At 36.5% G+C, this 24,789-nt stretch carries 21 protein-coding genes and 1 riboswitch; of the genes, 13 read left to right on the top strand and 8 right to left on the bottom strand.

Translation table 11 applies throughout. The annotated features are described in order from the left end of the window. The first annotated feature begins 107 nt into the window (after window positions 1-107). The 6 genes from ACUN26_RS25775 (at window position 108) to ACUN26_RS25800 (ending at window position 6,292) form a co-directional block, all read left to right on the top strand. Window positions 108-863 carry an HAD family hydrolase gene (locus ACUN26_RS25775; protein ID WP_000416652.1) on the top strand — a complete coding sequence of 252 codons (756 nt, stop codon included), beginning with the start codon at window positions 108-110 and terminating at the stop codon, window positions 861-863. Between the two features lie 145 nt (window positions 864-1,008). Continuing rightward, the gene (gene gabT, locus ACUN26_RS25780) at window positions 1,009-2,373 is read left to right on the top strand and encodes a 4-aminobutyrate--2-oxoglutarate transaminase (protein WP_001093028.1); all 1,365 of its coding nucleotides are present in this window, start codon (window positions 1,009-1,011) and stop codon (window positions 2,371-2,373) included. Between the two features lie 115 nt (window positions 2,374-2,488). Further along, window positions 2,489-3,856, top strand: a complete 1,368-nt coding sequence (locus tag ACUN26_RS25785) for a sigma-54 interaction domain-containing protein (protein ID WP_000225129.1) — start codon at window positions 2,489-2,491, stop codon at window positions 3,854-3,856. Continuing rightward, entirely contained in the window at window positions 3,849-5,300 is a 1,452-nt protein-coding gene (gene gabD / locus ACUN26_RS25790) for an NADP-dependent succinate-semialdehyde dehydrogenase (protein WP_000358974.1), read from the top strand. Before ACUN26_RS25785 ends, gabD begins: the two co-directional genes overlap by 8 nt. 47 nt (window positions 5,301-5,347) lie before the next feature. Further along, complete coding sequence (locus tag ACUN26_RS25795) at window positions 5,348-5,671, top strand: DMT family transporter (protein ID WP_000641000.1); 324 nt, start codon at window positions 5,348-5,350, stop codon at window positions 5,669-5,671. Between the two features lie 132 nt (window positions 5,672-5,803). Beyond that, on the top strand, window positions 5,804-6,292 hold the full coding sequence (locus ACUN26_RS25800; RefSeq protein WP_000915101.1) for a DUF4352 domain-containing protein: 489 nt from the start codon (window positions 5,804-5,806) through the stop codon (window positions 6,290-6,292). 44 nt (window positions 6,293-6,336) lie between these two features. Here ACUN26_RS25800 and ACUN26_RS25805 read toward each other — a convergent pair whose 3' ends face one another. The 4 genes from ACUN26_RS25805 to ACUN26_RS25820 form a co-directional block, all read right to left on the bottom strand. Then, on the bottom strand, window positions 6,337-7,566 hold the full coding sequence (locus tag ACUN26_RS25805; RefSeq protein WP_000007352.1) for an aminopeptidase: 1,230 nt from the start codon (window positions 7,564-7,566) through the stop codon (window positions 6,337-6,339). Between the two features lie 116 nt (window positions 7,567-7,682). Further along, window positions 7,683-8,765 carry a polysaccharide deacetylase family protein gene (locus ACUN26_RS25810; protein ID WP_001233762.1) on the bottom strand — a complete coding sequence of 361 codons (1,083 nt, stop codon included), beginning with the start codon at window positions 8,763-8,765 and terminating at the stop codon, window positions 7,683-7,685. A gap of 175 nt (window positions 8,766-8,940) precedes the next feature. Beyond that, entirely contained in the window at window positions 8,941-10,050 is a 1,110-nt protein-coding gene (locus ACUN26_RS25815) for a polysaccharide deacetylase family protein (RefSeq protein WP_000760986.1), read from the bottom strand. Window positions 10,051-10,252: 202 nt separating this feature from the next. Beyond that, on the bottom strand, window positions 10,253-11,449 hold the full coding sequence (locus ACUN26_RS25820) for a NupC/NupG family nucleoside CNT transporter (RefSeq protein WP_001200495.1): 1,197 nt from the start codon (window positions 11,447-11,449) through the stop codon (window positions 10,253-10,255). A gap of 202 nt (window positions 11,450-11,651) precedes the next feature. Then, window positions 11,652-11,753, bottom strand: a riboswitch (purine riboswitch). Between the two features lie 121 nt (window positions 11,754-11,874). Here ACUN26_RS25820 and rlmD point away from each other — a divergent pair. The 3 genes from rlmD (at window position 11,875) to ACUN26_RS25835 (ending at window position 16,634) form a co-directional block, all read left to right on the top strand. Then, window positions 11,875-13,251, top strand: a complete 1,377-nt coding sequence (gene rlmD, locus ACUN26_RS25825) for a 23S rRNA (uracil(1939)-C(5))-methyltransferase RlmD (RefSeq protein ID WP_000105007.1) — start codon at window positions 11,875-11,877, stop codon at window positions 13,249-13,251. 161 nt (window positions 13,252-13,412) lie between these two features. Next, complete coding sequence (locus ACUN26_RS25830) at window positions 13,413-14,402, top strand: tRNA dihydrouridine synthase (protein WP_000566715.1); 990 nt, start codon at window positions 13,413-13,415, stop codon at window positions 14,400-14,402. 213 nt (window positions 14,403-14,615) lie between these two features. After that, complete coding sequence (locus ACUN26_RS25835; protein WP_000947550.1) at window positions 14,616-16,634, top strand: GAF domain-containing sensor histidine kinase; 2,019 nt, start codon at window positions 14,616-14,618, stop codon at window positions 16,632-16,634. A gap of 154 nt (window positions 16,635-16,788) precedes the next feature. Here ACUN26_RS25835 and ACUN26_RS25840 read toward each other — a convergent pair whose 3' ends face one another. Next, window positions 16,789-17,028 carry a hypothetical protein gene (locus ACUN26_RS25840; RefSeq protein WP_000924184.1) on the bottom strand — a complete coding sequence of 80 codons (240 nt, stop codon included), beginning with the start codon at window positions 17,026-17,028 and terminating at the stop codon, window positions 16,789-16,791. Between the two features lie 114 nt (window positions 17,029-17,142). Here ACUN26_RS25840 and ACUN26_RS25845 point away from each other — a divergent pair, with 114 nt between their 5' ends. Both ACUN26_RS25845 and ACUN26_RS25850 read left to right on the top strand, forming a co-directional pair. Continuing rightward, window positions 17,143-17,661 (top strand): YehS family protein, encoded by a 519-nt coding sequence (locus ACUN26_RS25845; RefSeq protein ID WP_001251732.1) that lies wholly within the window; start codon window positions 17,143-17,145, stop codon window positions 17,659-17,661. A 94-nt stretch (window positions 17,662-17,755) separates the two neighbouring features. Beyond that, window positions 17,756-18,463 (top strand): M48 family metallopeptidase, encoded by a 708-nt coding sequence (locus ACUN26_RS25850; RefSeq protein ID WP_000582098.1) that lies wholly within the window; start codon window positions 17,756-17,758, stop codon window positions 18,461-18,463. A 215-nt stretch (window positions 18,464-18,678) separates the two neighbouring features. Here ACUN26_RS25850 and ACUN26_RS25855 read toward each other — a convergent pair whose 3' ends face one another. Beyond that, a complete protein-coding gene (locus tag ACUN26_RS25855; RefSeq protein WP_000217534.1) occupies window positions 18,679-19,374 on the bottom strand; it encodes a hypothetical protein in 696 nt (231 codons plus the stop codon). 14 nt (window positions 19,375-19,388) lie between these two features. Beyond that, the gene (locus ACUN26_RS25860) at window positions 19,389-20,498 is read right to left on the bottom strand and encodes a mandelate racemase/muconate lactonizing enzyme family protein (protein WP_000704469.1); all 1,110 of its coding nucleotides are present in this window, start codon (window positions 20,496-20,498) and stop codon (window positions 19,389-19,391) included. Between the two features lie 93 nt (window positions 20,499-20,591). On the opposite strand from ACUN26_RS25860, the gene ACUN26_RS25865 reads away from it, so the two are divergent. Beyond that, window positions 20,592-21,863, top strand: coding sequence for a hypothetical protein (locus ACUN26_RS25865; RefSeq protein ID WP_000584376.1), 1,272 nt, complete (start codon window positions 20,592-20,594; stop codon window positions 21,861-21,863). Here ACUN26_RS25865 and nhaC read toward each other — a convergent pair. Further along, on the bottom strand, window positions 21,852-23,273 hold the full coding sequence (gene nhaC / locus ACUN26_RS25870; protein WP_000711509.1) for a Na+/H+ antiporter NhaC: 1,422 nt from the start codon (window positions 23,271-23,273) through the stop codon (window positions 21,852-21,854). The genes ACUN26_RS25865 and nhaC overlap by 12 nt on opposite strands. Before the next feature lie 293 nt (window positions 23,274-23,566). On the opposite strand from nhaC, the gene ACUN26_RS25875 reads away from it, so the two are divergent. Then, window positions 23,567-24,682 carry a M20 peptidase aminoacylase family protein gene (locus ACUN26_RS25875; RefSeq protein ID WP_000853538.1) on the top strand — a complete coding sequence of 372 codons (1,116 nt, stop codon included), beginning with the start codon at window positions 23,567-23,569 and terminating at the stop codon, window positions 24,680-24,682. Window positions 24,683-24,789 lie beyond the last annotated feature (107 nt).

Below are 24,789 nucleotides of genomic sequence, written 5' to 3' on the forward strand. Positions count from 1 at the left end.
TAAATTGGAAGTTAGTTTGATTTTTATGGTATTTTTACAATTCATTTATTTTATATCCATATTTTATTGATACACTGAAGAGGATAAGAAATGAGAGGTAGGGTGCTATGGAGAAGGTAAAAGCAATACTATTTGATAAAGATGGGACATTAATGGATTTTCACTCAATTTGGATAAAAGTAGCGGAAGAGCTTGTAGCGGAATGTATAAATTTATATCAATTACCAGAGTCAATGCAGCAAGCTTTATTAAAAGAGATTGGTGTGGATGGGGTATTTGTTCATCCAAGTAGCGCACTAGCGGCTGGAACAAGCCTCGATGTAGCAAAGGGGCTTTGTAAGTATATTAAGTCATCTAAGGAAGAGGAGATGCATGAATGGGTAAGTGAAAAATTATTTTCGCTTATGTACGAGCATCGTTCCTATATGAAAATGACGGCAGATCTACCAAGAATTTTACAAAGTTTAAAAGATAAAGGATTTATTTTAGGTGTTGTTACAGCTGATGATTTTGCGCCGACAGAATTATTTTTAAAACAATATCAATTAGAATCCTTTTTTGATTATATTGTAGCTTCTGATACGTTTCCGGCACAGAAACCTGATAAAAGAATTATAGAATCCTTTTGTGAAAGGTTTCATTTAGAGGCATGTGAGGTGGCAGTCGTTGGAGATACGCCAACCGATCTATATTTAGCTAAAAACGGTGGTGATTGTTATGCTATTGGAGTACTATCTGGTACGGGGGACCGTAAAACTTTAGAACCACTTGCGGACTTAGTCGTAGAATCTGTTGGTGAGTTTATTTCTCATTCAGGTGAGTTTATTTGGGAACAAGGAAAGTCTAGTATGCAAGGGAAATAAGTCTATAAAGACTCTTGATGAGTCTTTATAGACTTATTTTTTATGCCTGGATACAAAGAGTATAGGATGAATACTAGAACGGAAAGTTGGCATGTATTTTGCAATAAAAAGAGAAAACAATGTAAAGAAAAGGATGGGGTACGCAATGAACACAAAAAAATTTGCTAAAGTAAATGAACAAATTCCAGGACCAAAAGCAGCAACTTTATTAGAGCGCCGCCAAAATATAGTACCAAAAGGAGTAAGTAACGGCATATCAACGTTTGTACAATCTGCAAATGGAGCTCTTGTAACAGATGTTGATGGTAATCAGTATATTGATTTTGCTGGGGCAATAGGGACAATTAATGTAGGGCATTGTCATCCGGCTGTTAAAGAAGCACTTCATAAACAAGTAGATCAATACATTCATACGGGATTTAATGTCATGATGTATGAGCCATATATTGAATTAGCGGAAAAGCTTGCTGCATTAGCGCCAGGAAGTTTTGATAAACAAGTACTATTTTTAAACAGTGGTGCTGAAGCGGTAGAGAATGCAGTGAAAATCGCCCGTAAATATACGAAAAGATCAGGTATTATTGCGTTTTCTAAAGGTTTCCACGGGCGTACATTGATGACAATGACGATGACAAGTAAAGTAAAGCCATATAAATTTGGATTCGGTCCATTTGCTCCAGAAGTATATAAAGCGCCATTCCCATATGAATACCGTCGTCCAGAGGGGTTAACGGAAGAGCAGTACGATGATTTTATCATTGAAGAGTTTAAGAACTTCTTTATATCAGAAGTAGCACCAGAAACAATTGCAGCTGTTGTTATGGAGCCGGTTCAAGGGGAAGGCGGATTTATCGTCCCAAGTAAGAAATTTGTTCAAGAAGTACGCAATATTTGTTCAGAACATGGCATCTTATTTGTAGCGGATGAAATTCAAACTGGATTTAGCCGTACAGGAAAATACTTTGCAATTGATCATTATGATGTCGTTCCAGATTTAATTACAGTGTCTAAGTCATTAGGAGCTGGTGTACCGATAAGCGGTGTTATTGGACGTAAAGAAATTATGAATGAGTCTGCACCTGGAGAGCTTGGTGGAACGTATGCAGGAAGTCCATTAGGATGTGCGGCTGCATTAGCGGTTCTGGATGTAATAGAAAAAGAAAAATTAAATGATAGAGCGATAGAATTAGGAAAAGTCGTAATGGACCGATTCCAAGAGATGAAAAATAAATATAATTGCATCGGTGATGTGCGCGGATTAGGGGCAATGTGTGCATTTGAGATCGTTCAAGATCGTAAGACGAAAGTGCCTGACAAAATATTAACAGCTAATTTGTGTGCGGAAGCAAATAAACGAGGATTACTTTTATTATCTGCGGGGACATATGGAAATGTTGTCCGTGTATTAATGCCATTGGTTATTACAGGTGAGCAACTTGAGGAAGGTTTAACGATTATTGAAGAATCATTACAAGCTTGTTATGAGCAAGCAAATATCGCCCGTGTATAAAAACTGAATGATAAATCGCAAACATTCTAGCTGACTCTATATAAAATGCAGAAAATTCACTTTATAATAAAGGTAGTGAAGTGAATCGATGGATTTGAAGTTAGGGGTGGCTAGGATGGTTGCAGAAAAGGAACGAGTGTTAATGGATTTAAAAGATGTATTTGAATATGCGTTTGACGAAATTTTTGTTACAGATGAGCAGGGAATCGTTGTACGTGTAAATAGTACATGCGAAAGGCACTATCAACTAGCTGCTGAAGAGTTAGTAGGTAAACATGTAAAGGAACTACAAAAGGATGGAATCTTTTATCCATCTGCAACATTAGAAGTAATTGAAAAAAAGAGACCGATTGAACTCGTTCAAACGACGAAATCGGGAGAGTATTTACATGTTCGGACGAGGCCAGTTTTTGATGATGAGGGAAATTTAAGAAGAGTGATTAGTTATTCTCGAGATCTTACTGAACTCTATCAATTACGACAAAAGGTAGAGGAAATGGATAATCAGTTAAAAACATACAAAAAAGAATTAAGGGAAACATATGAACATGAAGGACTTATTTTTAAAAGCATTGCTATGCAAAAAATAATAGAAACGATTAAAAAAGTATCTGTGGTAGATAGTACTGTTCTCGTTTTAGGTGAGACAGGCGTGGGAAAAAGCCGCTTAGTACGTCATCTACATGAAGTAAGTCACCGGAAGAATGAAAGTTTCTATGAAATTAATTGTGCGGCTTTGCCAACAAATTTAATTGAATCGGAGCTTTTTGGATATTCAGGTGGGTCTTTTACAGGTGCAAATCGTGAAGGGAAAAAGGGATTATTAGAGTCAGCACATAAAGGGACTCTATTTTTAGATGAAATTGGTGAAATGCCGCTTGAAATTCAAGCGAAGCTTCTGCAAGTATTGCAAGAAAAAACATTTCGTCCTATAGGCGGAAGAGAATTAAAAAAGGTGGACGTTCGAATTGTAGCGGCAACAAATAGAGATTTAAGTGAGATGGTGAAACGAGGAACATTTCGGAAAGATTTATATTATCGTCTGAATGTCATTCCGATTTCAATTCCGCCACTTCGGGAAAGAACAGAAGACATTTTACCACTCGTTTATCATTATTTACAGCACTTTAATAAAAAGTACGGACGTGATGTAAAGTTAGCACCTAGTACGTTACAAATGTTTGTTGGATACCCGTGGGAGGGAAACAATAGAGAAATAGAGAATGTAATTGAAAGAATTGTTATTACTGCTGACGATATCGTTACGATAGAGGATTTACCAATAGCAATGCAGGAATCAACAGTTGAACAGTCAGGTCAAAGTCTCTATAAAATGTTGGAAGAAGTGGAACGAAATATTATTTTAAAAGCGTATAAAACATGTGGATCAAGCTATAAAGTAGCAGAGTTTTTAAAAATAAGTCAATCTGCTGCCACTAGGAAGATTAAGAAGTTCATAGAGGAGGAAGAAAACATTGGATAAAAAATCGACGTTTGTAAATGTAGAGAAAAAAGCGATGTATATAAATGGTGAGTGGATTACACTGCAAGAGCAAATCGAAGTAAACAATCCAGCAACGAAAGAAATATTTGCAACTGTACCAAAGGGCGGGATAACAGAGGCAAAGCAAGCCGTTGATGCGGCGCATGAGGCTTTTAAAACATGGTCAAAATTAACAGCCGCGGATCGTGCAACGAAATTAAAAAAGTGGTTCACACTTATTGATGAAAATAAAGAAGAAATCGCAGCGATTATGACGAAGGAGCAAGGAAAGCCGTTTGCAGAAGCGCTTGGTGAAGTGAATTATGCAAATAGCTTTGTTGAATGGTATGCAGAAGAAGGGAAGCGCGTATACGGTGAAATGATTCCTGCTTCTCATCCGAACAAACGTATTTTAGTTATGAAGCAACCAGTTGGGGTTATGGCAGCTATTACACCGTGGAACTTCCCAGCGGCTATGATTACGAGAAAGGTAGCTCCAGCGCTTGCAGCAGGTTGTACAGCAGTTGTAAAGCCTGCAAGTCAAACACCGTTAACTGCATTGAAGTTAGCTGAATTAGCACACGAAGCGGAAATTCCAAAAGGTGTAATAAACATTGTAACAGGTAGTGCAAAAGCAATTGCTGATACGTGGATGGAAGATGAGCGCGTTCGAAAAGTGTCCTTTACAGGATCAACGGAAATTGGGAAAGAGTTAATGGCTAGCGCTGCGCAAACGATGAAAAAAGTTTCATTAGAATTAGGTGGTCACGCTCCATTTATCGTAATGAATGATGCAGATTTAGATAAAGCGGTAGAAGCCGTTATTGGTTCGAAATTCCGTAATGCAGGACAAACGTGTATATGTACAAACCGAGTATTCGTTCAAGAAGAAGTATACGAAGTATTTGTAGAGAAGTTCCAAAAGGCAGTAGGGCAACTTAAAGTCGGAGAAGGATTCGGTGCGGGAACTACTGTAGGACCACTTATTGATGAGAATGCAGTTTCAAAAGTACAAGAACATATTGAAGATGCAGTTCAAAAAGGTGGAGAACTTTTATATGGAGGCCAACAGGTTACAGAGCTAGATGGACATTTCATTCAGCCGACTGTAATTGGATTGGCAAATGATACAATGCTTTGTATGACTGAAGAAACATTTGGACCAGTTGCACCAGTTGCGAAATTTAAAACAGTTGAAGAAGTAATTGAACGTGCAAATAATACACCATACGGTTTAGCTGCGTATATTTTTACGAAGGATATTAGCCAAGCGTTCCAAATTAGTGAAGCGCTAGAGTACGGTATTATCGGTTTAAATGATGGTCTTCCGTCAGTTGCACAAGCGCCGTTCGGTGGGTTTAAAGAAAGTGGTATCGGGCGTGAAGGCGGTCATTTCGGCATCGAGGAATATTTAGAAATCAAATACATTTCATTAGGATTATAAGTAGTACACTAGAATCTCTATAAGGTAACAGAGAAGGAGATTCCAGTATGATATATTGGCTATTATTACTTGTTACAATTATTTTTGAAGTAGCTGGAACGATTGCGATGAAATTATCGAATGGCTTAACAAAGCTTGTTCCAAGTGTACTTATTTTCGTTTGTTATGGTATTTGTTTCAGTATCTTTGCTATCGTTGTAAAAAAGATTCACTTAAGTATTGCTTATGCGATCTGGTCTGGCCTAGGGACACTACTTATTACGATTATTAGTATATACTTCTTTAAAGAGCATATTAACTTATTCCAAGCGTGTTGTATTTTATTTATCGTTTTAGGTGTAATTGGACTTAAAGTATCATCGGCATCATGAGAGCTATCTTGTGTAGAAGATAGCTTTTTTCTATTTGTGAAGTTAGCAATTAATACGACAAAATATGACAAGAAAGTGTGAAGGGTTTTGTTATGATACATATGAAATGTTGTCTTATGTGGAGGAAAAAGTATGTTAAAAAAGGTGAGTCAAATTGTTTTAATTTGTGGCATAGTTTTTAGTTTAAGTGCTTGTACCGAGACTGAAAATAGTAATGAAAGTAAACAAGAGAACGTTCAAGAAAAAATTTATAAAATAGGTGAGACAGTAGATGTAGATGGTTTGCAAGTAACTCTCGATTCAGTCCAATTAGGGTATCCAGATTACACCATAGATAAAAAGAAAGATGATATTTTAGGGATTGTTTTCACGGTGAAAAATAATAGTAAAAAAGAAATACCTTTTGCATTTTACGAATTTGAGATTACAAATAAGAAAGGTACAAAGTTTAAAGAATATAAATATGATAGCTTCATTAGTAAAAAGGTAGCACCAGATGAAAAAATCCAAGACATCATGCGATTTGATGTAGATAAAGAAAATACATATATCGCCACATACAGGCCGGAGTTTACACGTGAGAATAGAACGATAAAATTTGAATTGAAACCAAATAAATAAAAAACACATTGGATTATCCAATGTGTTTCTTTATGGTAATTAATTTAAAACGCCCAGTTACCTTTACGGAAGATAGGCTCATGTCTGCCATCAGCTGTAATACCGTCAATATCAAGCTCAGCTGATCCAATCATGAAGTCGTTGTGTGTGATACTAGTGTTTGCTCCGTTTTCAGCAAGTTCTTCTTTAGACATTGTTTTTCCGCCAACTAAGTTAAATGCATAAGCATTTCCGATTGCAAGGTGGCAAGATGCATTTTCGTCAAATAGTGTATTGTAGAATAAAACATTTGTGTTTGAAATTGGTGAGTCATGAGGTACTAAAGCTACTTCTCCTAAGAAGTGAGAACCTTCATCTGTTTCTACTAAATGTTTTAAAGCTTCTTCACCAGCTTCAGCTTTATAGTCTACGATACGTCCGTTTTCAAATGTTAACGTGAAATTATCGATAATATTACCTGCAAATACTAACGGTTTTGTACTAGAAACTTGGCCGTTTACACCTGTTTTAAGTGGCATTGTAAATACTTCTTCAGTTGGAATATTAGCCATAAATGGTACGTTCTTTTCATTTAAGCTACCGGCACCAGCCCATACATGTTTTTCTGGAAGTTCGATTGTTAAATCTGTTCCAGGACCTGTATAGTGAAGAGCTTTATAATGCTTTTCGTTTAAGTAATCCACTTTTGTATGTAATGTTTCATCATGTTCTTTCCATGCTTCTACAGGATTTTCTAAATCAGCACGAGTAGCTTTGAAAATAGCATCCCATAACTTTGCTTCTTGTTCATCTGGCGCTACGTCAGGGAATACTTTCGCAGCCCATTCTTTCGTAGGAACAGAAATTACACACCAACTTACTTTATCGGCTTGTACGTAATCACGGTATACTTTCATCGCTTCACCAGCTACTTTATGAGCTGTTGCGATACGTGTTGCTTCTACACCTTTTAATAAATCAGGGTTTTCTGCATAGATAGACATAAATGCAGCGCCTTCTTTTGCTAATTCTTCACGAGCATGTGCTTTCCAAGAAGGGAATTCAGCAAATGCTTCTTCAGGAGCTAGATCGAACTTTAAGCGTGTTAACGTCTCATCATTCCAATCAACATATACGTGTTTTGCACCAGATTTATATGCTTTTTCTGTAACGAGGCGTACGAATTGTACAGCTTCAAGAGGTGCGCTAATTGATAAAGTTTGTCCGGGTTGAATATTAACACCAACATTAACTGCAAGGGCAGCATACTTCTCTAACGTTTGTTCAAATGACATATGTATAATCTCCTTTAGTTTGAAAGATTTCTTACTATATATAATACAAGAAAATTCTAAAAATATATATAAATATAAAGTAAAAAGAGAGCTCAAAATTTATTGAGCTCTCACATTTATTTAATGGAAGAAGCGAACTGTTCAACTGTAGTTGTATGGTGTATACGAACACGTTTCATTTTTAGCAACTCATCTGGTTCACCTTTCGTAATGAACTTTCCAGGCTTTGTTGTCGTCGCAAATTGATAATATTTCTTCGTTTCTGTAATGACTTTATCATCTACATGGCCGAATGGATAAGCAATTGCGATAACGGGCTTACCTGTTATTTTTTCTAGCTTTTCTTTCGATCCTTTTAATTCTTCTTCGTAGTTTGTAATCTTCGGTAAATCAGCATGTGTTGCTGTATGAGACTGCACTGAGAAAATACCGGAATCAACCATTTCCTTTATTTCATTTGTAGAGAGAGAACTTTCAACATCGACATTATCAACAATCATATATTCTGTTGCTGTCGGCTTGAAAGTATCGTCTTTTAGTTTTTGCAAAATATGAAATGCAGTCATATTATTTTTCATACCATCGTCAAATGTAACAAAAATTGGCTTGTTGACTTTATTAATATCGCCCCAGCGTTCAAACGTTAATAATGTATAACCGTTATCTTTTAAATATTTCATTTGGCCTTCAAAGTTAGCAGGTGATACGAATAAGTCTTTAATGCCTTGTCCATGATAATCATCGATTGCATGGTACATAAGAACGGGAACCTTTTGCTCGAAAGTAATAGCAGATTTTGTGAGTGAGATGATTTTTCCATCTTCCTTGACTCCTGTTGCTTCAATTTGGAACTCACCGCGTTTTCCTTCAAATTCTTTTATGTCAAATGGAAGTGTAAATTGTTTCTCCTTTTCTTTAGAAGAAAAAGATTTAGCATGTTCCTTTCCATCCGCAGTGCGCCAAATTTTATATTGTACTTCGGTTAGAGAATCTTTTATTTCTGTAATATGGATACTTGTGTTTGTAGAATCGTGTGTAATCGGATTATAAGAAATTTTACCTTGTTCTTGCACAGTCTCCTCTTGTTTTTTAACTTCTTGAACCTTTTTCTCTTTTTTAGGTTCTGGACTTATAGTGCTAGTATTACATCCTGCTAGAATAGCAGACGTACATAAAGCAATTGTTGCGTATTTTCTCATAAAATCACCTTCTATTGTGTAGTATGTTGCATACTTATATTTAAAATCCCCACCGCTGTAAGAGCGGTGGGGACTTACCCTTGTTTATCGTATCATTTTTAGATGGGGGATAGGTTAGTGACTGTAAACAGATCTCTTCTTTCATTTTTTAGTAAGATTTAAAATATCTTATGGTTTACTTTATAAGAGATGCGAATTTCTCCATTGACATATCAGGTCCTACAAAATGGCGTTTAATTAAGAGTTGCTCGTTTGGGGTGCCTTTTGTAATATGATTGCCGTGATCGGTAGTTACTGCGAACTCATAATGTTTTTTTGTTTCTTCGACAGCTGGGTCATTATAAGAGCCGACTGGGTAGGCGAGAGCGATGACCTTTTTACCGGTAAGAGTTTCAATTTTTTCTTTAGAACCGCTTAATTCCTCATCATAATTACCTGAATGAGCCATCATTGTATGATTTGCAGTATGAGATTGAATAGAAAAAATACCTGAATCTATCATTTGTTTTATATCATCTGTTGATAGACGGTTCGGTTTGTCTATCTCATTTGAAGTAAGAAATTCAGTTGCTGCAGGTTGGAATGTATCATCTTTTAATTTTTGTAAAACATGAAGAGCATTCATATTATTTTTTCGACCATCATCCATTGTTATAAAAATAGGTTTATTAACACGGTTTATATCATTCCAACGTTCAAATGTGAGCATCGTATAACCGTTATCTTTTAAATACTGCATATGTTTTTCGAATTGTTCAGGCGGTACGTATAAGCCGTAATCACCATCACCTGGTCCAGGGTATTTTTCAATCGCATGATACATCAAAAATGGTACATGTTGCTGGAATGTAATTTTAGATGTTACTAGATTTGTTTCCGTATTATCTTCTTTAATCCCTACTGTTTCAATTTGAAATTCTCCACGTTTTAAATGAAATGTTTTTAAATGAAGTGGGAGGGCAAAATCACGATCTTTTTCTTGTGAAGTAAAAGTTTGTTTGCTTTCAGGTCCATCGGCAGTGCGCCAAATATTGTAACGTACTTGTTTAAATGAATCTCTTAAGTTTTTTGTATAAAGCGTGGTGTTTTGTGCGTTATATTCATACGAATCCCATGTGATAGCCCCTTGCGTTAAAGGGATTTCTACTGTTTTTGCTTGTGCTTTTTTTGGTTCAACTGCTTGTTCCGCTGTTGTTTCTTTTATTTGTTTATCACTAGCATTACTAGTGTTACAACCTACGAGAATAGCAGAGGAAAGTAAAGCGATATATGTATATTTCTTCATTCTATCATCCTTCTATTGTGTTTTAATTATAGTCACTTATACCCTTGTCCATCATATCATCATAGAATATATAGGGGAATACATTTTTGGAATAATTCGGAAAGGGGTCTTGCGTTTTTTTGGAGTAGTTTATATATAGAAGATAGTAAAAAACTCCACTCAAACTTCATTTAGAAAAATAGAAGTAAGGTGGAGTTTTTTATTAGATAAATAATCCAGCGATTGTCGCAGATAAAATAGAAGCAAGTGTTGACGCGAATAGCATTTTCCAACCAAATTTAGATACGACGCTTCCTTGTTTTTCAGAAAGGGCACGGATTGTACCAACAATCGCACCAATTTGGCTAATACTTGCGAAGCTAATTAAGAATACTGTAACGATTCCAACTGTACGTGGAGCTAATGTTGTAACTGTTTCTTTTAAATCAAGGATTGCTACAAACTCGTTTAATACAATCTTCGTACCCATAATACCACCAGCTGGGATAATATCTTGAGTTGGAATACCCATTAAGAATGCGAATGGAGCAAGTATATAACCGAAGATTTGTTGTAACGTAATAGCATGTCCCATTGCACCTGAAGCTGCGCTAATTACGTAGTTTACAACTTCCATAACACCGATGAAAGCAATCATTAATGCAGCAACGATCCCAGCTACTTTTAACCCGTCAAGCGCACCGTTAATCATTGCGCCAATAAAACTGTCTCCAAATAGAGTTCTATCAAATTTTTGAATCACTTCGTCTTCTTTTTTCGTATCAACTGGTGTTAATAACGAACAAACGATTAAGCTTGAGAATAAGTTTAGCGGAAGAGCAGCTAGTACATATTTCGCATCTAACATCATTACGTATGATGCTGTAACAGAAGCAGAAACGGAGCTCATCGCAGAACAACAAATAATAAACATACGGTTTTTGTTAAAATGCTGTAAATCATTTTTAATAACGATTAACGCTTCACTTGAACCGAAGAATACAGAGTTTACTGCGTGGAATGATTCAACGCGTGGTAAACCAGTAATTTTTGAAATTGCACCGCCGACAACGCGAACAATAAATGGTAAAACACCTAAATAACTAAAGATCGAAAGTAGTGCTGAGAAAAATACGATAATTAATAATACATTTAAGAAAAAGACAAAATCTCTTTGAATCCCATTAAAGAGAAAATCGACACCTGTCGTACCAAGTTTAATTAGTTTGTTGAAAACTTTACTAATGAAAATAATGATTTGTTGACCAACCTTTGTAGCAAACATAAACCAACCGATTAAAATTTGGAAACCAATCATAATTGCAATTGCGCGGAAGTTGATTTTACTTTTGTTGTTTGACAAAGCAAAACATAAACCTAAAACGACAAGAATACCGATAATGCTCATTACATATTGCATGTAGTTGCCCCTTTCAGAAGTTCGTATAAAGTTTGTACATAAAACGCTCGTTATATTACTAAAAATAAAACAAAGAGGTTTTATGTCATACGTAAGATGTCTGACCTTTTAGAAAAGTAAAAATAAAAAAAGACCCATATGGATTCACTTTCATCTATGAGAGAAAGCTAATCAATATGAGTCCTTTTTTGCGCATAGGCTAATATTCATTAGTTTTCCCCATAGTCCAGCAATTTAAGGTTGCCGGGTAGAAACTCTCGATCCATATTATCGAGTATATATGAGGTAACATCGTCCGTATTAAATTAGTAGTAGCGTAACATTACTAGAGAACTATCGTCAATAGCTTTTTTTCTTCCAATAGAAATAGACCATATAAGTATGATAAAATGTAACGCAGTGTTATGAAAAAGAGAGGTCGGAAAATGAGTACAAAAATGACGCCACCAGTTGAAAAAAACGAGTTTATAGATGTAGTATTTGAAGATTTAACACACGATGGTGCCGGTGTTGCGAAAATAAAGGGTTATCCTATTTTCGTTAAAAACGGACTACCAGGTGAAGAAGCACAAATTAAAATTATTAAAGTGAAGAAAAACTTCGCGTTTGGTCGTTTGATAAAACTTCATACAGAGAGCCCGTATCGTAAAGATGCAGAATGCCCAGTATACAACCAGTGCGGCGGTTGTCAGCTTCAGCACTTAACATATGAAGGACAATTACAAGCGAAAGAAAAACAAGTACGTGACGTTATGCAGCGTATCGGCGGGTTAAGCGATGTCCCTGTTCATCCTGTACTAGGCATGAAAAACCCATGGGTATACCGTAATAAAGCACAAGTACCGATTGGGGAACGTGAAGGCGGACTTGTAGCTGGCTTCTATCGTCAAGGAACGCATGACATCATTAATATGGAATCATGCTTAATTCAGGCAGAAGAAAACGATGCATTAATTCAAGAAGTGAAACGTATTTGTGAGAAACATGGTATCTCGGCATACAATGAAGAGCGTAACAAAGGAACACTACGCCACGTAATGGCTCGCTACGGACAAGTAACAGGGGAAATTATGCTTGTCTTCATTACACGTACAGCAGAATTACCAAACAAAAAAGCAATCATTGAGGAAATTGCAGCGAAATTCCCAGAAGTAAAATCAATCGTTCAAAACGTAAATACGAAACGAACAAACGTTATTTTCGGTGATACAACGACAGTACTGTACGGATCAGAATATATTTATGACTTTATCGGTGACATTAAATTCGCGATTTCAGCACGTTCATTCTATCAAGTAAACCCAGAACAAACGAAAGTGCTATACGATAAAACGCTAGAATACGCAAAGTTAGATGGTAACGAAACAGTAATTGATGCATATTGCGGAATCGGATCAATCTCTTTATTCCTAGCGCAAAAAGCGAAAAAAGTGTACGGCGTTGAAATCGTCCCAGAAGCAATCGAAGACGCAAACCGTAACGCAGCACTAAACAACATGACAAACGCTGAATTTGGCGTAGGAGAAGCAGAAGTAGTCATTCCAAAATGGTACAAAGAAGGCGTAATCGCCGACACAATGGTCGTAGACCCACCGCGTAAAGGTTGTGACGAAGCGCTATTAAACACAATCATCGACATGAAACCAAAGCGCGTCGTATACGTATCATGTAACCCAGCAACATTAGCACGCGACTTAAAAGTACTAGAAGAAGGCGGATATAAAACACAGGAAGTACAGCCTGTTGATATGTTCCCGCATACGACTCATGTGGAGTGTGTGGCTTGGCTTAAGTTGGTATAATAGAAAAGCAGTTGATATAGGAAAAATCTATACCATCTGCTTTTTGGTTTACAAAAATACCATTCATAAGCGATTTTAGTTAAAATAAATATTGCTGATTTTCACAAATTATAAATTGAGAGTTTGAAATTGCATTCATAATGAGAGGATTTGAATTTGAAATGATAGATAATTTTTGGCGTGAATTACCACGACCATTTTTCGTACTTGCACCAATGGAAGATGTGACAGACGTCGTTTTCCGTCACGTAGTAAGTGAAGCTGGCCGACCGGATGTATTCTTCACAGAGTTTACAAACTCGGATAGCTATTGCCATCCAGAAGGTATGAAAAGTGTACGTGGCCGTTTAATTTTTACAGAAGATGAACAACCAATGGTAGCACATATTTGGGGAGATAATCCTGAATATTTTCGTCAAATGAGTATAGGTATGGCAGAGTTAGGATTTAAAGGTATCGATATTAATATGGGATGCCCAGTACCGAATGTAGCATCGAGAGGAAAAGGTAGCGGCCTTATTCTACGTCCAGACGTTGCAGCAGAATTAATTCAAGCAGCAAAAGCGGGCGGATTACCTGTCAGCGTAAAAACGCGACTTGGCTTTAAAGAGTTAAGTGAGTGGGAAGATTGGTTAACGCATATTTTTAAACAAGATATTGCAAACCTTTCTATTCATTTACGTACAAGAGAAGAAATGAGCCAAGTAGATGCGCACTGGGAACTAATTCCGGAAATTAAAAAATTACGTGACCGCATTGCACCAAATACGTTAATAACAATCAATGGAGACATTCCTGACCGTCAAACTGGAATGGAACTTGCTGAAAAATACGGTATTGATGGCGTTATGATCGGGCGAGGTATTTTTAAAAATCCGTTTGCTTTCGAAAAAGAGCCAAGAGAGCATAGCAGTAAAGAACACTTAGATCTTTTAAGACTACAGCTTGATTTACAAGATCAATATGCAGAAGTACTGCCACGCTCAATCACGGGACTTCATCGCTTCTTCAAAATTTATGTAAAAGGATTCCCTGGAGCTGCGGAACTAAGAAATCAATTGATGAGCACGAAATCGACTGATGAGGTGCGTGCGTTGCTTGATAAGTTTGAGGCAAGTGTTAACACGGCTGGAGATAGTGAAACAGTGTAACTTTTGAAAGTTAGAGCTGCTGGGGTGTATCGATTTTATGAGCGTTTGTTTCAGTTTAATTAAGGTGAGCTGTATCATAAGTAATTGAGGTATTCTATGTAAAACAGGGGGAAGAAAAGAATACAGGAGAAAATCGGAAATGGCAGGTTGATCTTGATTTTCACTGATATTATCATGTTTATTTTATTATGCCTATAATTGGAGGCCATGTGAATGTTAAGTGATCAGGCGAGATATTCTAGGCTCGCGAATATAACAAAAATAATAAATACAAAATTAGAACTACGTGAAGTATTGCAGCGTGTAACAATGGCGATATCAGAGGAGATTGTTAGGTGCAATGCTGTTGGAATTTATTTACCCCAGGAAGATGGAACATTTAGAGGGTTTGCAGGAAAACCAGAGACCATAAATGGTGTAACGCTCGATACGCAAGTAATTGATCCTGAAATAGACTTACTGGCAAAAGAAGTTATTGAAACCAAAAAAACGATCTATATTCCTGATACCTCAAAGGATCATCGGCCGGATCCTAGACCAGTTGATGCGTTCAAAATTAAGTCCTTATTAGCCTTGCCTATCTCATTCGGGCAAGAGTTATTTGGTCTGGTTTTTTTATTTGATTATGGAACTCCAATGAACTTAACAGATTCAGAAATTCAAAGTGTTGAAGCTTATGTAAATATGGCTGCGGTCGCAATTCAAAACGCAAATAATTTAACACAAAAGGAAAACCTTATTGCCGAGAAGCAGTTGTTACTAAATGTTACCCGTGATTTATCAATGTGTTCCTCGATACAGGAGAGTTTTGATAAATGTTTTTTTTACTTAGGACAGATTTTAGAGAGTAAAAACGTGGCTGCCCACCTTTTAGACCCGTTAGACAAAAAAACGATTAAAACAACGAAGTTAAGTAAGGACTGTAATTGGACAGAAGTGGATTGGATGGAAAAAAGCTATGACGCCAAGATCCAAGAGGTTATTCAAACAAAAAATATAGATAGTAAGGGTCTTTTGATGATCCCATTGGTTTCAATGGGAGAAGTATTAGGGGTAATTGTTGTTGGTAAAGAGGGAAAATTTTACAATTACGATAATTCCCAAATTCAATTGGCAAAATCTATCGTTGATGCTACAGCTCCTACGTTTTCAAACTTGTTATATATGGATCAACTTGAAAGCATGGTGGAAGAGCGAACGAGAGAACTAGCTGCTGCTAATGAAAAAGTTACAAGTGTGATCGAAAGTATTACGGATGGATTCTTTACTTTGAATAATAAATGGGAATTTACGTACGTAAATAAGCATCAATATTTTCCACAAAGAAAAACAGCAAAAGATGTATTAGGCAAGAATATACGGGAGGTTTTCCCGAGTAGCGTCGACACAGTTATGTATAAGGAATTTCATAGTGCAATGTCAGAGCGAACTACAGTTCATTTCGAATTTCTTTCTATATCTGATGAATATTGGTACGAAGTTAGTGCATACCCGTATGATGATGGTATTTGTTGTATTTTTAAAAACATAACGGAAAAAAAGCAATATGAGCAGGAATTGAAAAGGTTATCAAACATAGATTTAATAGGGCAAATGGCAGCAGGTATTAGCCATGAGATTAGAAATCCAATGACAACAGTACGAGGATTTTTGCAGTTATTAAAAGAAGAGAACATCTATGAGAAACATAATAAATACTTTAATTTAATGATAGAAGAACTTGACCGCTCCAATTCTATTATTACTGAATTTCTCTCAATGGGTAATACAAAGAAATCGGATTTGCAGATGTTAGATTTAAATTTAATTATCCATGATACGATTCCTTTAATAAAGATTGATACGCATAATCAAAATAAATATATTCAAGTCGATACAAATGACATTCCGGAATTACTTTTAAATCGTAACGAGATACGGCAATTATTAATAAACCTATACCGTAATGGCTTAGAAGCGATGAGCACAGGGCAAGTTCTAACCATCAGTACCTACAAGGAAGGTCAAAATTGTGTGGTGCTTGCAGTGCGTGATCAAGGAAAAGGTATCAGACCTGAAGTATTAGAGAAACTGGGTACTCCATTTTACACGACCAAAGATAATGGAACTGGATTGGGGCTAGGTATATGTTATGCCATTGCTGCCCGTCATAATGCAAAAATAGAAATTCAAACAGGATCGGAAGGCACGACTTTTTTTGCTAAATTTAACTATGCAAATAATAAACAATAACCTCGTTTAGATTAGTTACGGTGAACCGTAACGCAAATAAAAAGTAAAACCTAAGTAAACATAATCAATATATTTCACCTGAATTTTGCGTAACATTCATGTTTGAGTTGCCCACTAAATTAGAGTTGCATAAAAAGAAATGGACTAACCTATATTAGGTTAGTCCATTTTCAAGTGTGTTAATTAATAGTGAATCTCCCTTCTGTACTTTTAGGAGCTTTTCGGTATTAGCTCCTGACTCTCCATATGTATATTCTGTTAGCATTGGGTCCTCATGTCCGAAATTTCGTTCAGCATTTTTATACCCAATTAAATAATTTAATTGGGTATAAATGGATAATGACAAGTGCCTAAACAACATATGTTGCTGTTTTAAAATCATCCCCAAAAGCATTAATCCACCTAAGACTACAAAACCTCCCCCTAAAATGTTAAAGTAGTAACTTGACGACATTAATTTATACATGCTAAAAGCATTACTATAATCAATATTTCAGGAGGCAAAACAATGGCAATGAGCAACAACGATATATTAAAGAGAGTAAGATATGCTTTAGATATAAGAGATATAGATATGGTGGAAATCTTTAAACTTGGCGGGATGGAAGTAACGAAAGAAGACGTAGTTGATATGCTTACAAAAATAAAAAGAGCTCCTCAGCATGAACCTGAAGATGCTGATATAATCGAAGATGAGTACGTAAAAACATGCGATATGATGATGTTAGAGGCATTTTTAAATGGATTTATTACTTTAAAAAGAGGAAAGCAAGATCCGAAACCAGGACAACCGGCACCTGTACAGAGCAAGGAGAGTGCCAATAACCTTCTTCTAAAGAAAATGAAAATTGCACTATCGTTAACGACTGAGGATGTGCTTGATATATTAGATAGCGTAGGAGTTACGGTGACAAAAGGAGAATTAGGCGCCTTATTAAGAAAGAAAGGCCATAAGAATTACAAAGAGTGCGGCGATAGATACGCAAGGAATTTCATTAAAGGATTAGCTGTAAAGTATAGAGGATAATGAGTTTGTTAAAGCAGTAAATGATATAATAAGTAGAGTAGGACGTTTGTATCCTACTCTTTTTTATTTGTAAAATAATACGCTAGGTGATGAAATGATACATACATATTTAGGTGAGACAATTAATTTTCATATAACTTATAAGAAGAAAAAGTCCGTGCGTCTTTTTGTAGATTCGTACGGAAATGTGGAAGTGCAAGCTCCAAAAGGGACACCTGTTGAATACTTAGTCCAGTTGCTAGAGGAGAAGTGGGATTGGATTCAGAGAACCCGTAAGGAAATGCAGGAGCGAGTGCTTGGACCACAGGAAAAAGATTATGATCAAGGAGAGGAATTTCTGTATTTAGGAAGTACGTATCCGATACAGATTTCTCAAGATACAAGTATGGAGCAAGACAATGCAGTGTTTGAAGGGGATAAGCTACATATTTATGTGAAAGAGCTTAAGGATGAGAAAATACAACAAGCTTTAAAACGATTTTATTATAAGCAGTGTAAAGCGCTAGTAGAGAAGAGTATTAAAGCGCATCAAAGTAATTTTAAAACAAAACCGCGATCTATTCGTATTACAGATAGTAGTCGTACGTGGGGAACTTGTGATTCTAATTTACAATTAACATTTAATTGGAAGCTAGCGATGGCACCACAGCGAGTGATTGACTATGTAGTTGTTCATGAAATGTGCCATATGGTTCATTTAAATCATGATCGTTCTTTTTGGCGCCTTGTCGGAAAGATAATGCCTGATTATAAGGAAATGGAGAATTGGTTAGCGTTATCTAGTTGGAAGATGACGATTTAGGAATATCGATTTTTGTCGGTAAATCGATATTCCTTGTCGAATCGTTGATATATTGTGAGTTTTGATAGATATATTTGAAAAACCGTTGATATATTGTAAGTTATGATAGATATATTCGAAAAATCGTTGATATAATTTCATTTACCACAAAATTGTTCAAAGGATCGAAAAAAGGAGATGTCACAAGGGACATCCCCTTTTTTCGAGCATATAGATTATCGCCCAAACTTCACAATGAAAGTATCTGCTGTTTTCTCCATCTCATACCCACGATACCCCTCCGAAAGCAAAGCCTGCTGTCCATTAGCATCACTCATTAGAATACTTTGAACATCTGTCCAATCTCTTTCTTTATCTCTGCGCAATTCCTTCACAAAAACATACCGCATACTACCACCATACTTCTCTTTCAGCGCAGCAATCTCCATCCCTTGCGCAAACTTATCCTTCAAACTTGGAATGTTAAAAGGAGCAACGGTGCAACATACATAATCATATTTGCTATCTTCTTTTTGCAATTCTTCCATAATGACTTTTGCTAATATTTTTTGCATCCCATTTCCTCGGCAGTTCGGATGAACGTTTGAGATTTCTTGATAGATAACTCTTTGTAGTTCGCTTTCGTGTAATCCGATATCGAGTCCTAAATGTTCATCGTCGATAGGAGGGACGAGTAGAGCACGAAATGCGACGAGTTCATTTTCGATAAAAGCGCCAATCATCATGCCGTTTCCTTCTAGAATATATTGAAATTCTTCTTGTGAGAGTGGTTGTAAACGACTTTTATCTTCCAACGCTTCAACTATAATGTTTTGTAATGATAAAATTTGTTCGATGTGCTTTCTTGATAGTAATGTAACGTGAAATGGTTGTTCGTTTTGTTTTAATGTTCCTTCATATAGAACAGTCATGCGTTAGTCCTCCTTTAGCGTACAACGTCTTGAAAGACGGTTAGTTCTTGTAATGTATCTTCATTTATTTCAATGCCGAGTCCTGGCTTTTCGTTTAAGCGAATAAATGGTACGTCGTAATGTAAGTTTCCGATGTCTTTCGTGAACTTTAATGGACCTGTAAGTTCAACGCTCGTAATGATTTTTTTCGAGAAAGCGACATGGAATCCTGCGGAAGAGGCAACGGATGATTCGACCATGGATCCAACTTGGCATTCAATGCCGGCCATTTCTGCTTGATGAGCGAGTTTTACAGCGGGATATATGCCGCCGCATTTCATTAGTTTTATATTTACTTTATCAGCCGCGTCTAATTTAATGATTTGGCGCATTTCACGAGAACCTTTTAATCCTTCATCAATCATAAGCGGAAGGTCTGTTTTAGAACGAATGTGAGCCATTGCGTCAATATCGTCTGCGACAACAGGCTGTTCAATCCAGTCGATGTTTAAATGACCTAATGAACGAAGTGCCGTTAATGTGTTGGCGCTATTTTTCCATCCTTGGTTTACATCAACGCGAATCGCAATATCACTTCCTACACGTTCACGTACCGCTTCAATACGTTTTACATCTTCTTTTACATTCGTACCGACTTTCATTTTGAAAGATTGGTAACCTTTTTGAATCATGGAAGCAGCTTCAGCAGCCATGTCTTCTGGATCGGCGATACTTAAGACGTGAGTGACAGGGAAGTCTTCATGGTAGCGTCCGCCAATTAATTGATATACAGGTTGATTTAGTTTTTTGCCCATTATATCAAAACAAGCAATATCAATCGCGGCCTTCGCAGTAGGCACACCGTAAATTGTATTGTCCATCATATCGTGTATTTTCTCAATATTCATTGGATTTTGCCCGATGAGCGCAGGAGCAAGTGTATGTTTTAAAGTATGGAAAGTACTTTCCCATGATTCGCCTGTAACGTGATCATCAGCAACGCCCTCACCGTAACCGATAATGCCTTCATCTGTTTCCATTTTGACGATAACAGAAGGCATATCAGAATAAGAACCATAACTAATAACAAACGGATCGCGAAGCGGTAAACGAATTGCGTAAAGATGAATAGCTGTAATTTTCATTGAATAGAAACCCCTTCCTGTTTACAATAGTTTTATACATTCGATATAGTTGACGTTAAATAGTCGTTAATTAATAATAAGGAGTTAGAGAAAATGATAATAAAAATTGCAGTTGTCGGTTCAAAGGAGTTTATGGAGAATCTTTTCCCTATTGCTCATAAATTAGAAGAAATAGAAATTGATCCATATGTTTACCTTCATCCGGCAGAATCTTCTGAACTATTAAAGCGTTTAAAGCCTTGTGATGTTATCTTTTTCTCAGGTGCCTTACCTTATTATATGGCAAAAGAAATAAGAGAACAATTACGAATTCCAAGTACGTACTTACAGCAAGATGAGACAACGGTTGCATCTTCACTTCTTTCTGTCATATATCATCAAGGTATTCAACCACATAAAATTTCAATCGATTTAGTAGACCGTTCGTTTATTACAAATGTATGCCGCGATATCGGTATAAAAGAAAAGCCACAAGTGTTGGATTATGAAAATATGTTGTGGAGTAAAGAGGAAATAAATAGAGTCATTGATTTTCATGTAGCTAAATATCAATCCGGAGAGGCTCATTTAGCTTTAACTAGTATTCACGCTGTTTACGATGAGCTTCAAAAAATAGGTGTTCCTTCAGAGCGTATGATTGATCCAACACAGTCCATTATACATGGGCTAAAAGATGCAAAAATAAAAGCTGAGTTAGCAAAAAGCTATTCAGCTACTGTTGGTGCTTGTATTATTTCTTCCTTAGAATTACGAACGAGTTTGCTTGAAAAACTAGATGTCATTTCAAAAGAACTACGTGGTTCATTTAAACAAGTGGATGAAATGACATGCATTTTGTATACAACTCGTGGTGATATCGAATCGATTATTAAGACAAATGCGATACATAACTTGTTTGCGAGCGTAGAAGGAACGATAGCTATTGGATTTGGTTATGGAAAAACCGTGAAAGAGGCGGAGAAAAATGCAAAAATTGCTCAAAGTTTTGCAAAGAATAATCCAATAGATCGTTGTTTTTATATACTAACAAGTGATAAAGATTTATTTGGTCCGTTCCCGAAAGAACAGAGAGTACAAAGTTTGAAAAATGATAATCCGGAACTAATGAAAATAGCGAAGGAAACGAAGCTTAGTCCGGCCAACTTGTCAAAAATCATTCAATTTAGTCAATCGCATCCGTCATTGAAGTTTACAGCAGCTGACCTTTCTGAGTACTTACAAGTGACCCGGCGATCGACAGAAAGATTGTTAAAAAAATTAGTTGATTACGGGTATGCTCATATTTGCGGCGAGGAAATGCCCTATCAACAAGGGCGACCTCGCGCACTATATGAACTGAATTTACCGCTATTTTTAAGCTTCTAGTTGCGCTTTTTGTTTCTTTAGTAGTTCTGCTTTTTCAATGTCTGATAGTTTTACAATTGTGAAGCCTGTTATACCATAAATGATTGAGATAATAGGTACGATGAAATTCAAAATAGCATAAGGGGCATATTCAAATGCACCTACGCCAAGTGTAGCGAGAATAAATACACCGCACGTATTCCAGGGAACGAAGACAGAAGTTAATGTTCCGCCATCTTCTAATGCTCTGGATAAATTTTTTGAATGTAGTCCTTTTTCTGTGTATGCATTTGCGTACATTCTTGAAGGAACAACAATTGAAATATATTGTTCAGAGCAAGTAAGGTTTGTTACAAAACAAGATGCGATAGTAGAAGCGATAAGCCCTTTTGCTGATTTTGCTAACTTTAAAATTTGATTTACAATTGAGCGAAGAATACCTGTATGTTCTAATACTCCTCCGAAAGTCATAGCGACAATTGTCATAGAGACTGTATTCATCATCGAATCTAAGCCACCGCGGTTAAATAGTTCGTCTACTAGCTTGTTTCCAGTGTCTATAACAAATCCAGCTTGGAGTGCACCGACAGATGCTGAGACAGAACCACCTTGAATAAAGACTTGTGATAAGAATCCTAAAATAATACCGACGAGAATGGCTGGTATGGCAGGAACCTTTTTAGCGACCAATACCATAACGGCTACGGGTATGATTAATAGGAAAGGTGAAATAACAAAGTTTTGTTGTAAGACTTGTAATGTTTGATCGATGCTTTGCGCATCAATATTGTTATCACCGAAGCTTCTTCCTAAGAAAGCATAGACGATAAGAGTAATAATTAAACCTGGAATTGTAGTAAATAACATATGACGAATATGTGCGAATAAATCTGTATTTGTTAATCCTGCGGCTAAGTTTGTTGTGTCTGAAAGCGGTGACATTTTATCGCCAAAATAAGAGCCTGAAATAATGGCACCAGCAACCATTGGAGCTGGAATACCCATACTTAGACCAATGCCCATTCCGGCAACACCAATTGTTCCCATTGTAGACCAAGAGCTACCAATCGCTAATGCAACGATAGAACAGATAATGGTAATGGATACTAAAAATAGTGATGGAGTTAAAAGTTTTAAACCGTAATAAATCATTGTTGCGACGATTCCACCGCCAATCCAAGCACCGATTGTTAAGCCAACAAGAATAATAATGACGATAGCGGGTAATGCAAGACGAATCCCTTTATACATTGCTTCTTCAAGATCATTCCATTTGTAACCGTAACGCCAAGCGACGATAGAAGCAACGGTCGTACCGATAATAAGTGGAACGTGAGGGCTTTGTTTTAATACAACAATTGTAACCATCATAACTGCAACGGTAATGATAATAGGGATAATCGCTATTCCAAAAGGTATTTCTTTTTTCATAAATTTCCTCCTTGTTACGTATGTTTGTTTGTATTTTTTGGAATTGTCGTAAAATAGACGGTTATTAGGTTATGATAACTAAAAATATATGTAAGCGTCAACAAAAAAACAGAAAATAAGGAATGTTCTAGTTGTTTATTCAGTTTGTAATATAGATACAGAGTAAGCTTTTAAAAAGTTTAAAAATAAACAATTGACTTTTTTCTTAAAATTCAATATGTTCATAAAAACATCTGTTTTTCATAAGTATAATTAACCTGAATGGTTTGTAATTTGGGAAGGAGAATGGAGCTTTGAAAACATTAGAACTACAAGAGCGTTTAACGGAAATTTTTCAGCATTTACATGAAAACCCTGAAGTAAGTTGGAAAGAGTATGAAACGACAGCTTATATTACTAACTTTTTAAAAGAAGAAGGAATTTCATATAAAACATTTGATGATTGCCCAGGCGTAATCGCTGAGATTGGAAATGGGAACCCGGTTATTGCGATTCGTGCTGATATGGATGCACTTTGGCAAGAAGTAGATGGAGAATTTAAAGCGAATCATTCGTGTGGTCATGATGCTCATATGACGATTGTAATGGGGCTTATTTTACAATTGAAAAATATGAGATGGGATAGTGGAACGGTTAGATTTATTTTTCAACCGGCAGAAGAGAAGGGAAATGGTGCTTTAAAGATGGTAGAGAAAGGTGCTGTAGATGATGCTGATTTCTTATTCGGTGTCCATTTACGACCAATCGAAGAATTATCTTTGAAACAAGCAGCCCCATCTATTCGTCACGGAGCAGCAAGATTTCTAGAGGGTATGATTCATGGGGAGGATGCACATGGGGCAAGACCACACCAAGGTGTGAATGCAATTGATGTCATTTCCATGATTAATATCGGTTTGAAAAATATATGGTTGCCGCCACAAAGTTCATATTCAGTGAAGATGACGCGGTGCCAAGCTGGTGGAGATAATTTAAATATCATTCCAGGTAACGGCCATTTTAGCTTAGATGTAAGAGCGGAGAATAATACATTATTAGAAGAATTAAAGAAAAAGATAGAGCATGTAATAGAATCAGCCGCATCAATGGGATCGAAAACTTCATACGAATGGATTGATCTTGCTCCAGGAGCAGAGGTGTCAGAAGAAGCGGAGCGTTACATGCGTAAAGGCATTCTCGAAGTGTATGGAGAAGAGCAATGCACAGGGCCGCTTTATACGACAGGAAGCGATGACTTCCATTACTACACAGTGAAGAGACCACATTTAAAAGCTGTCATGCTTGGACTAGGAGCAGATCTACAACCTGGATTACACCATCCGCATATGAGGTTTGATCATAGTTGTATTATGGATGGGGTAGAAATATTGAAGCAAACTGTATTGAAAGTGTTAGAAGACAGGGGCTAGAGAGCTCCTGTTTTTTTATCGTGAATTGACGGTAAATCGATATATTTGAAAAACCGTTGATATATTTTGAGTTATGATAGATATATTGAGAAAATCGTTGATATATT

The sequence above is a fragment of the Bacillus sp. WC2503 genome, assembly GCF_052682895.1.

Bases quoted from the DNA above. Each gene is read 5' to 3' on its own strand.
- ACUN26_RS25775 (WP_000416652.1), top strand. From the start codon at position 108: ATGGAGAAGGTAAAAGCAATACTATTTGATAAAGATGGGACATTAATG.
- gabT (WP_001093028.1), top strand. From the start codon at position 1,009: ATGAACACAAAAAAATTTGCTAAAGTAAATGAACAAATTCCAGGACCA.
- ACUN26_RS25785 (WP_000225129.1), top strand. From the start codon at position 2,489: ATGGTTGCAGAAAAGGAACGAGTGTTAATGGATTTAAAAGATGTATTT.
- ACUN26_RS25795 (WP_000641000.1), top strand. From the start codon at position 5,348: ATGATATATTGGCTATTATTACTTGTTACAATTATTTTTGAAGTAGCT.
- ACUN26_RS25800 (WP_000915101.1), top strand. From the start codon at position 5,804: ATGTTAAAAAAGGTGAGTCAAATTGTTTTAATTTGTGGCATAGTTTTT.
- ACUN26_RS25805 (WP_000007352.1), bottom strand. From the start codon at position 7,566: ATGTCATTTGAACAAACGTTAGAGAAGTATGCTGCCCTTGCAGTTAAT.
- ACUN26_RS25810 (WP_001233762.1), bottom strand. From the start codon at position 8,765: ATGAGAAAATACGCAACAATTGCTTTATGTACGTCTGCTATTCTAGCA.
- ACUN26_RS25815 (WP_000760986.1), bottom strand. From the start codon at position 10,050: ATGAAGAAATATACATATATCGCTTTACTTTCCTCTGCTATTCTCGTA.
- ACUN26_RS25820 (WP_001200495.1), bottom strand. From the start codon at position 11,449: ATGCAATATGTAATGAGCATTATCGGTATTCTTGTCGTTTTAGGTTTA.
- rlmD (WP_000105007.1), top strand. From the start codon at position 11,875: ATGAGTACAAAAATGACGCCACCAGTTGAAAAAAACGAGTTTATAGAT.
- ACUN26_RS25830 (WP_000566715.1), top strand. From the start codon at position 13,413: ATGATAGATAATTTTTGGCGTGAATTACCACGACCATTTTTCGTACTT.
- ACUN26_RS25835 (WP_000947550.1), top strand. From the start codon at position 14,616: ATGTTAAGTGATCAGGCGAGATATTCTAGGCTCGCGAATATAACAAAA.
- ACUN26_RS25840 (WP_000924184.1), bottom strand. From the start codon at position 17,028: ATGCTTTTGGGGATGATTTTAAAACAGCAACATATGTTGTTTAGGCAC.
- ACUN26_RS25845 (WP_001251732.1), top strand. From the start codon at position 17,143: ATGGCAATGAGCAACAACGATATATTAAAGAGAGTAAGATATGCTTTA.
- ACUN26_RS25850 (WP_000582098.1), top strand. From the start codon at position 17,756: ATGATACATACATATTTAGGTGAGACAATTAATTTTCATATAACTTAT.
- ACUN26_RS25855 (WP_000217534.1), bottom strand. From the start codon at position 19,374: ATGACTGTTCTATATGAAGGAACATTAAAACAAAACGAACAACCATTT.
- ACUN26_RS25860 (WP_000704469.1), bottom strand. From the start codon at position 20,498: ATGAAAATTACAGCTATTCATCTTTACGCAATTCGTTTACCGCTTCGC.
- ACUN26_RS25865 (WP_000584376.1), top strand. From the start codon at position 20,592: ATGATAATAAAAATTGCAGTTGTCGGTTCAAAGGAGTTTATGGAGAAT.
- nhaC (WP_000711509.1), bottom strand. From the start codon at position 23,273: ATGAAAAAAGAAATACCTTTTGGAATAGCGATTATCCCTATTATCATT.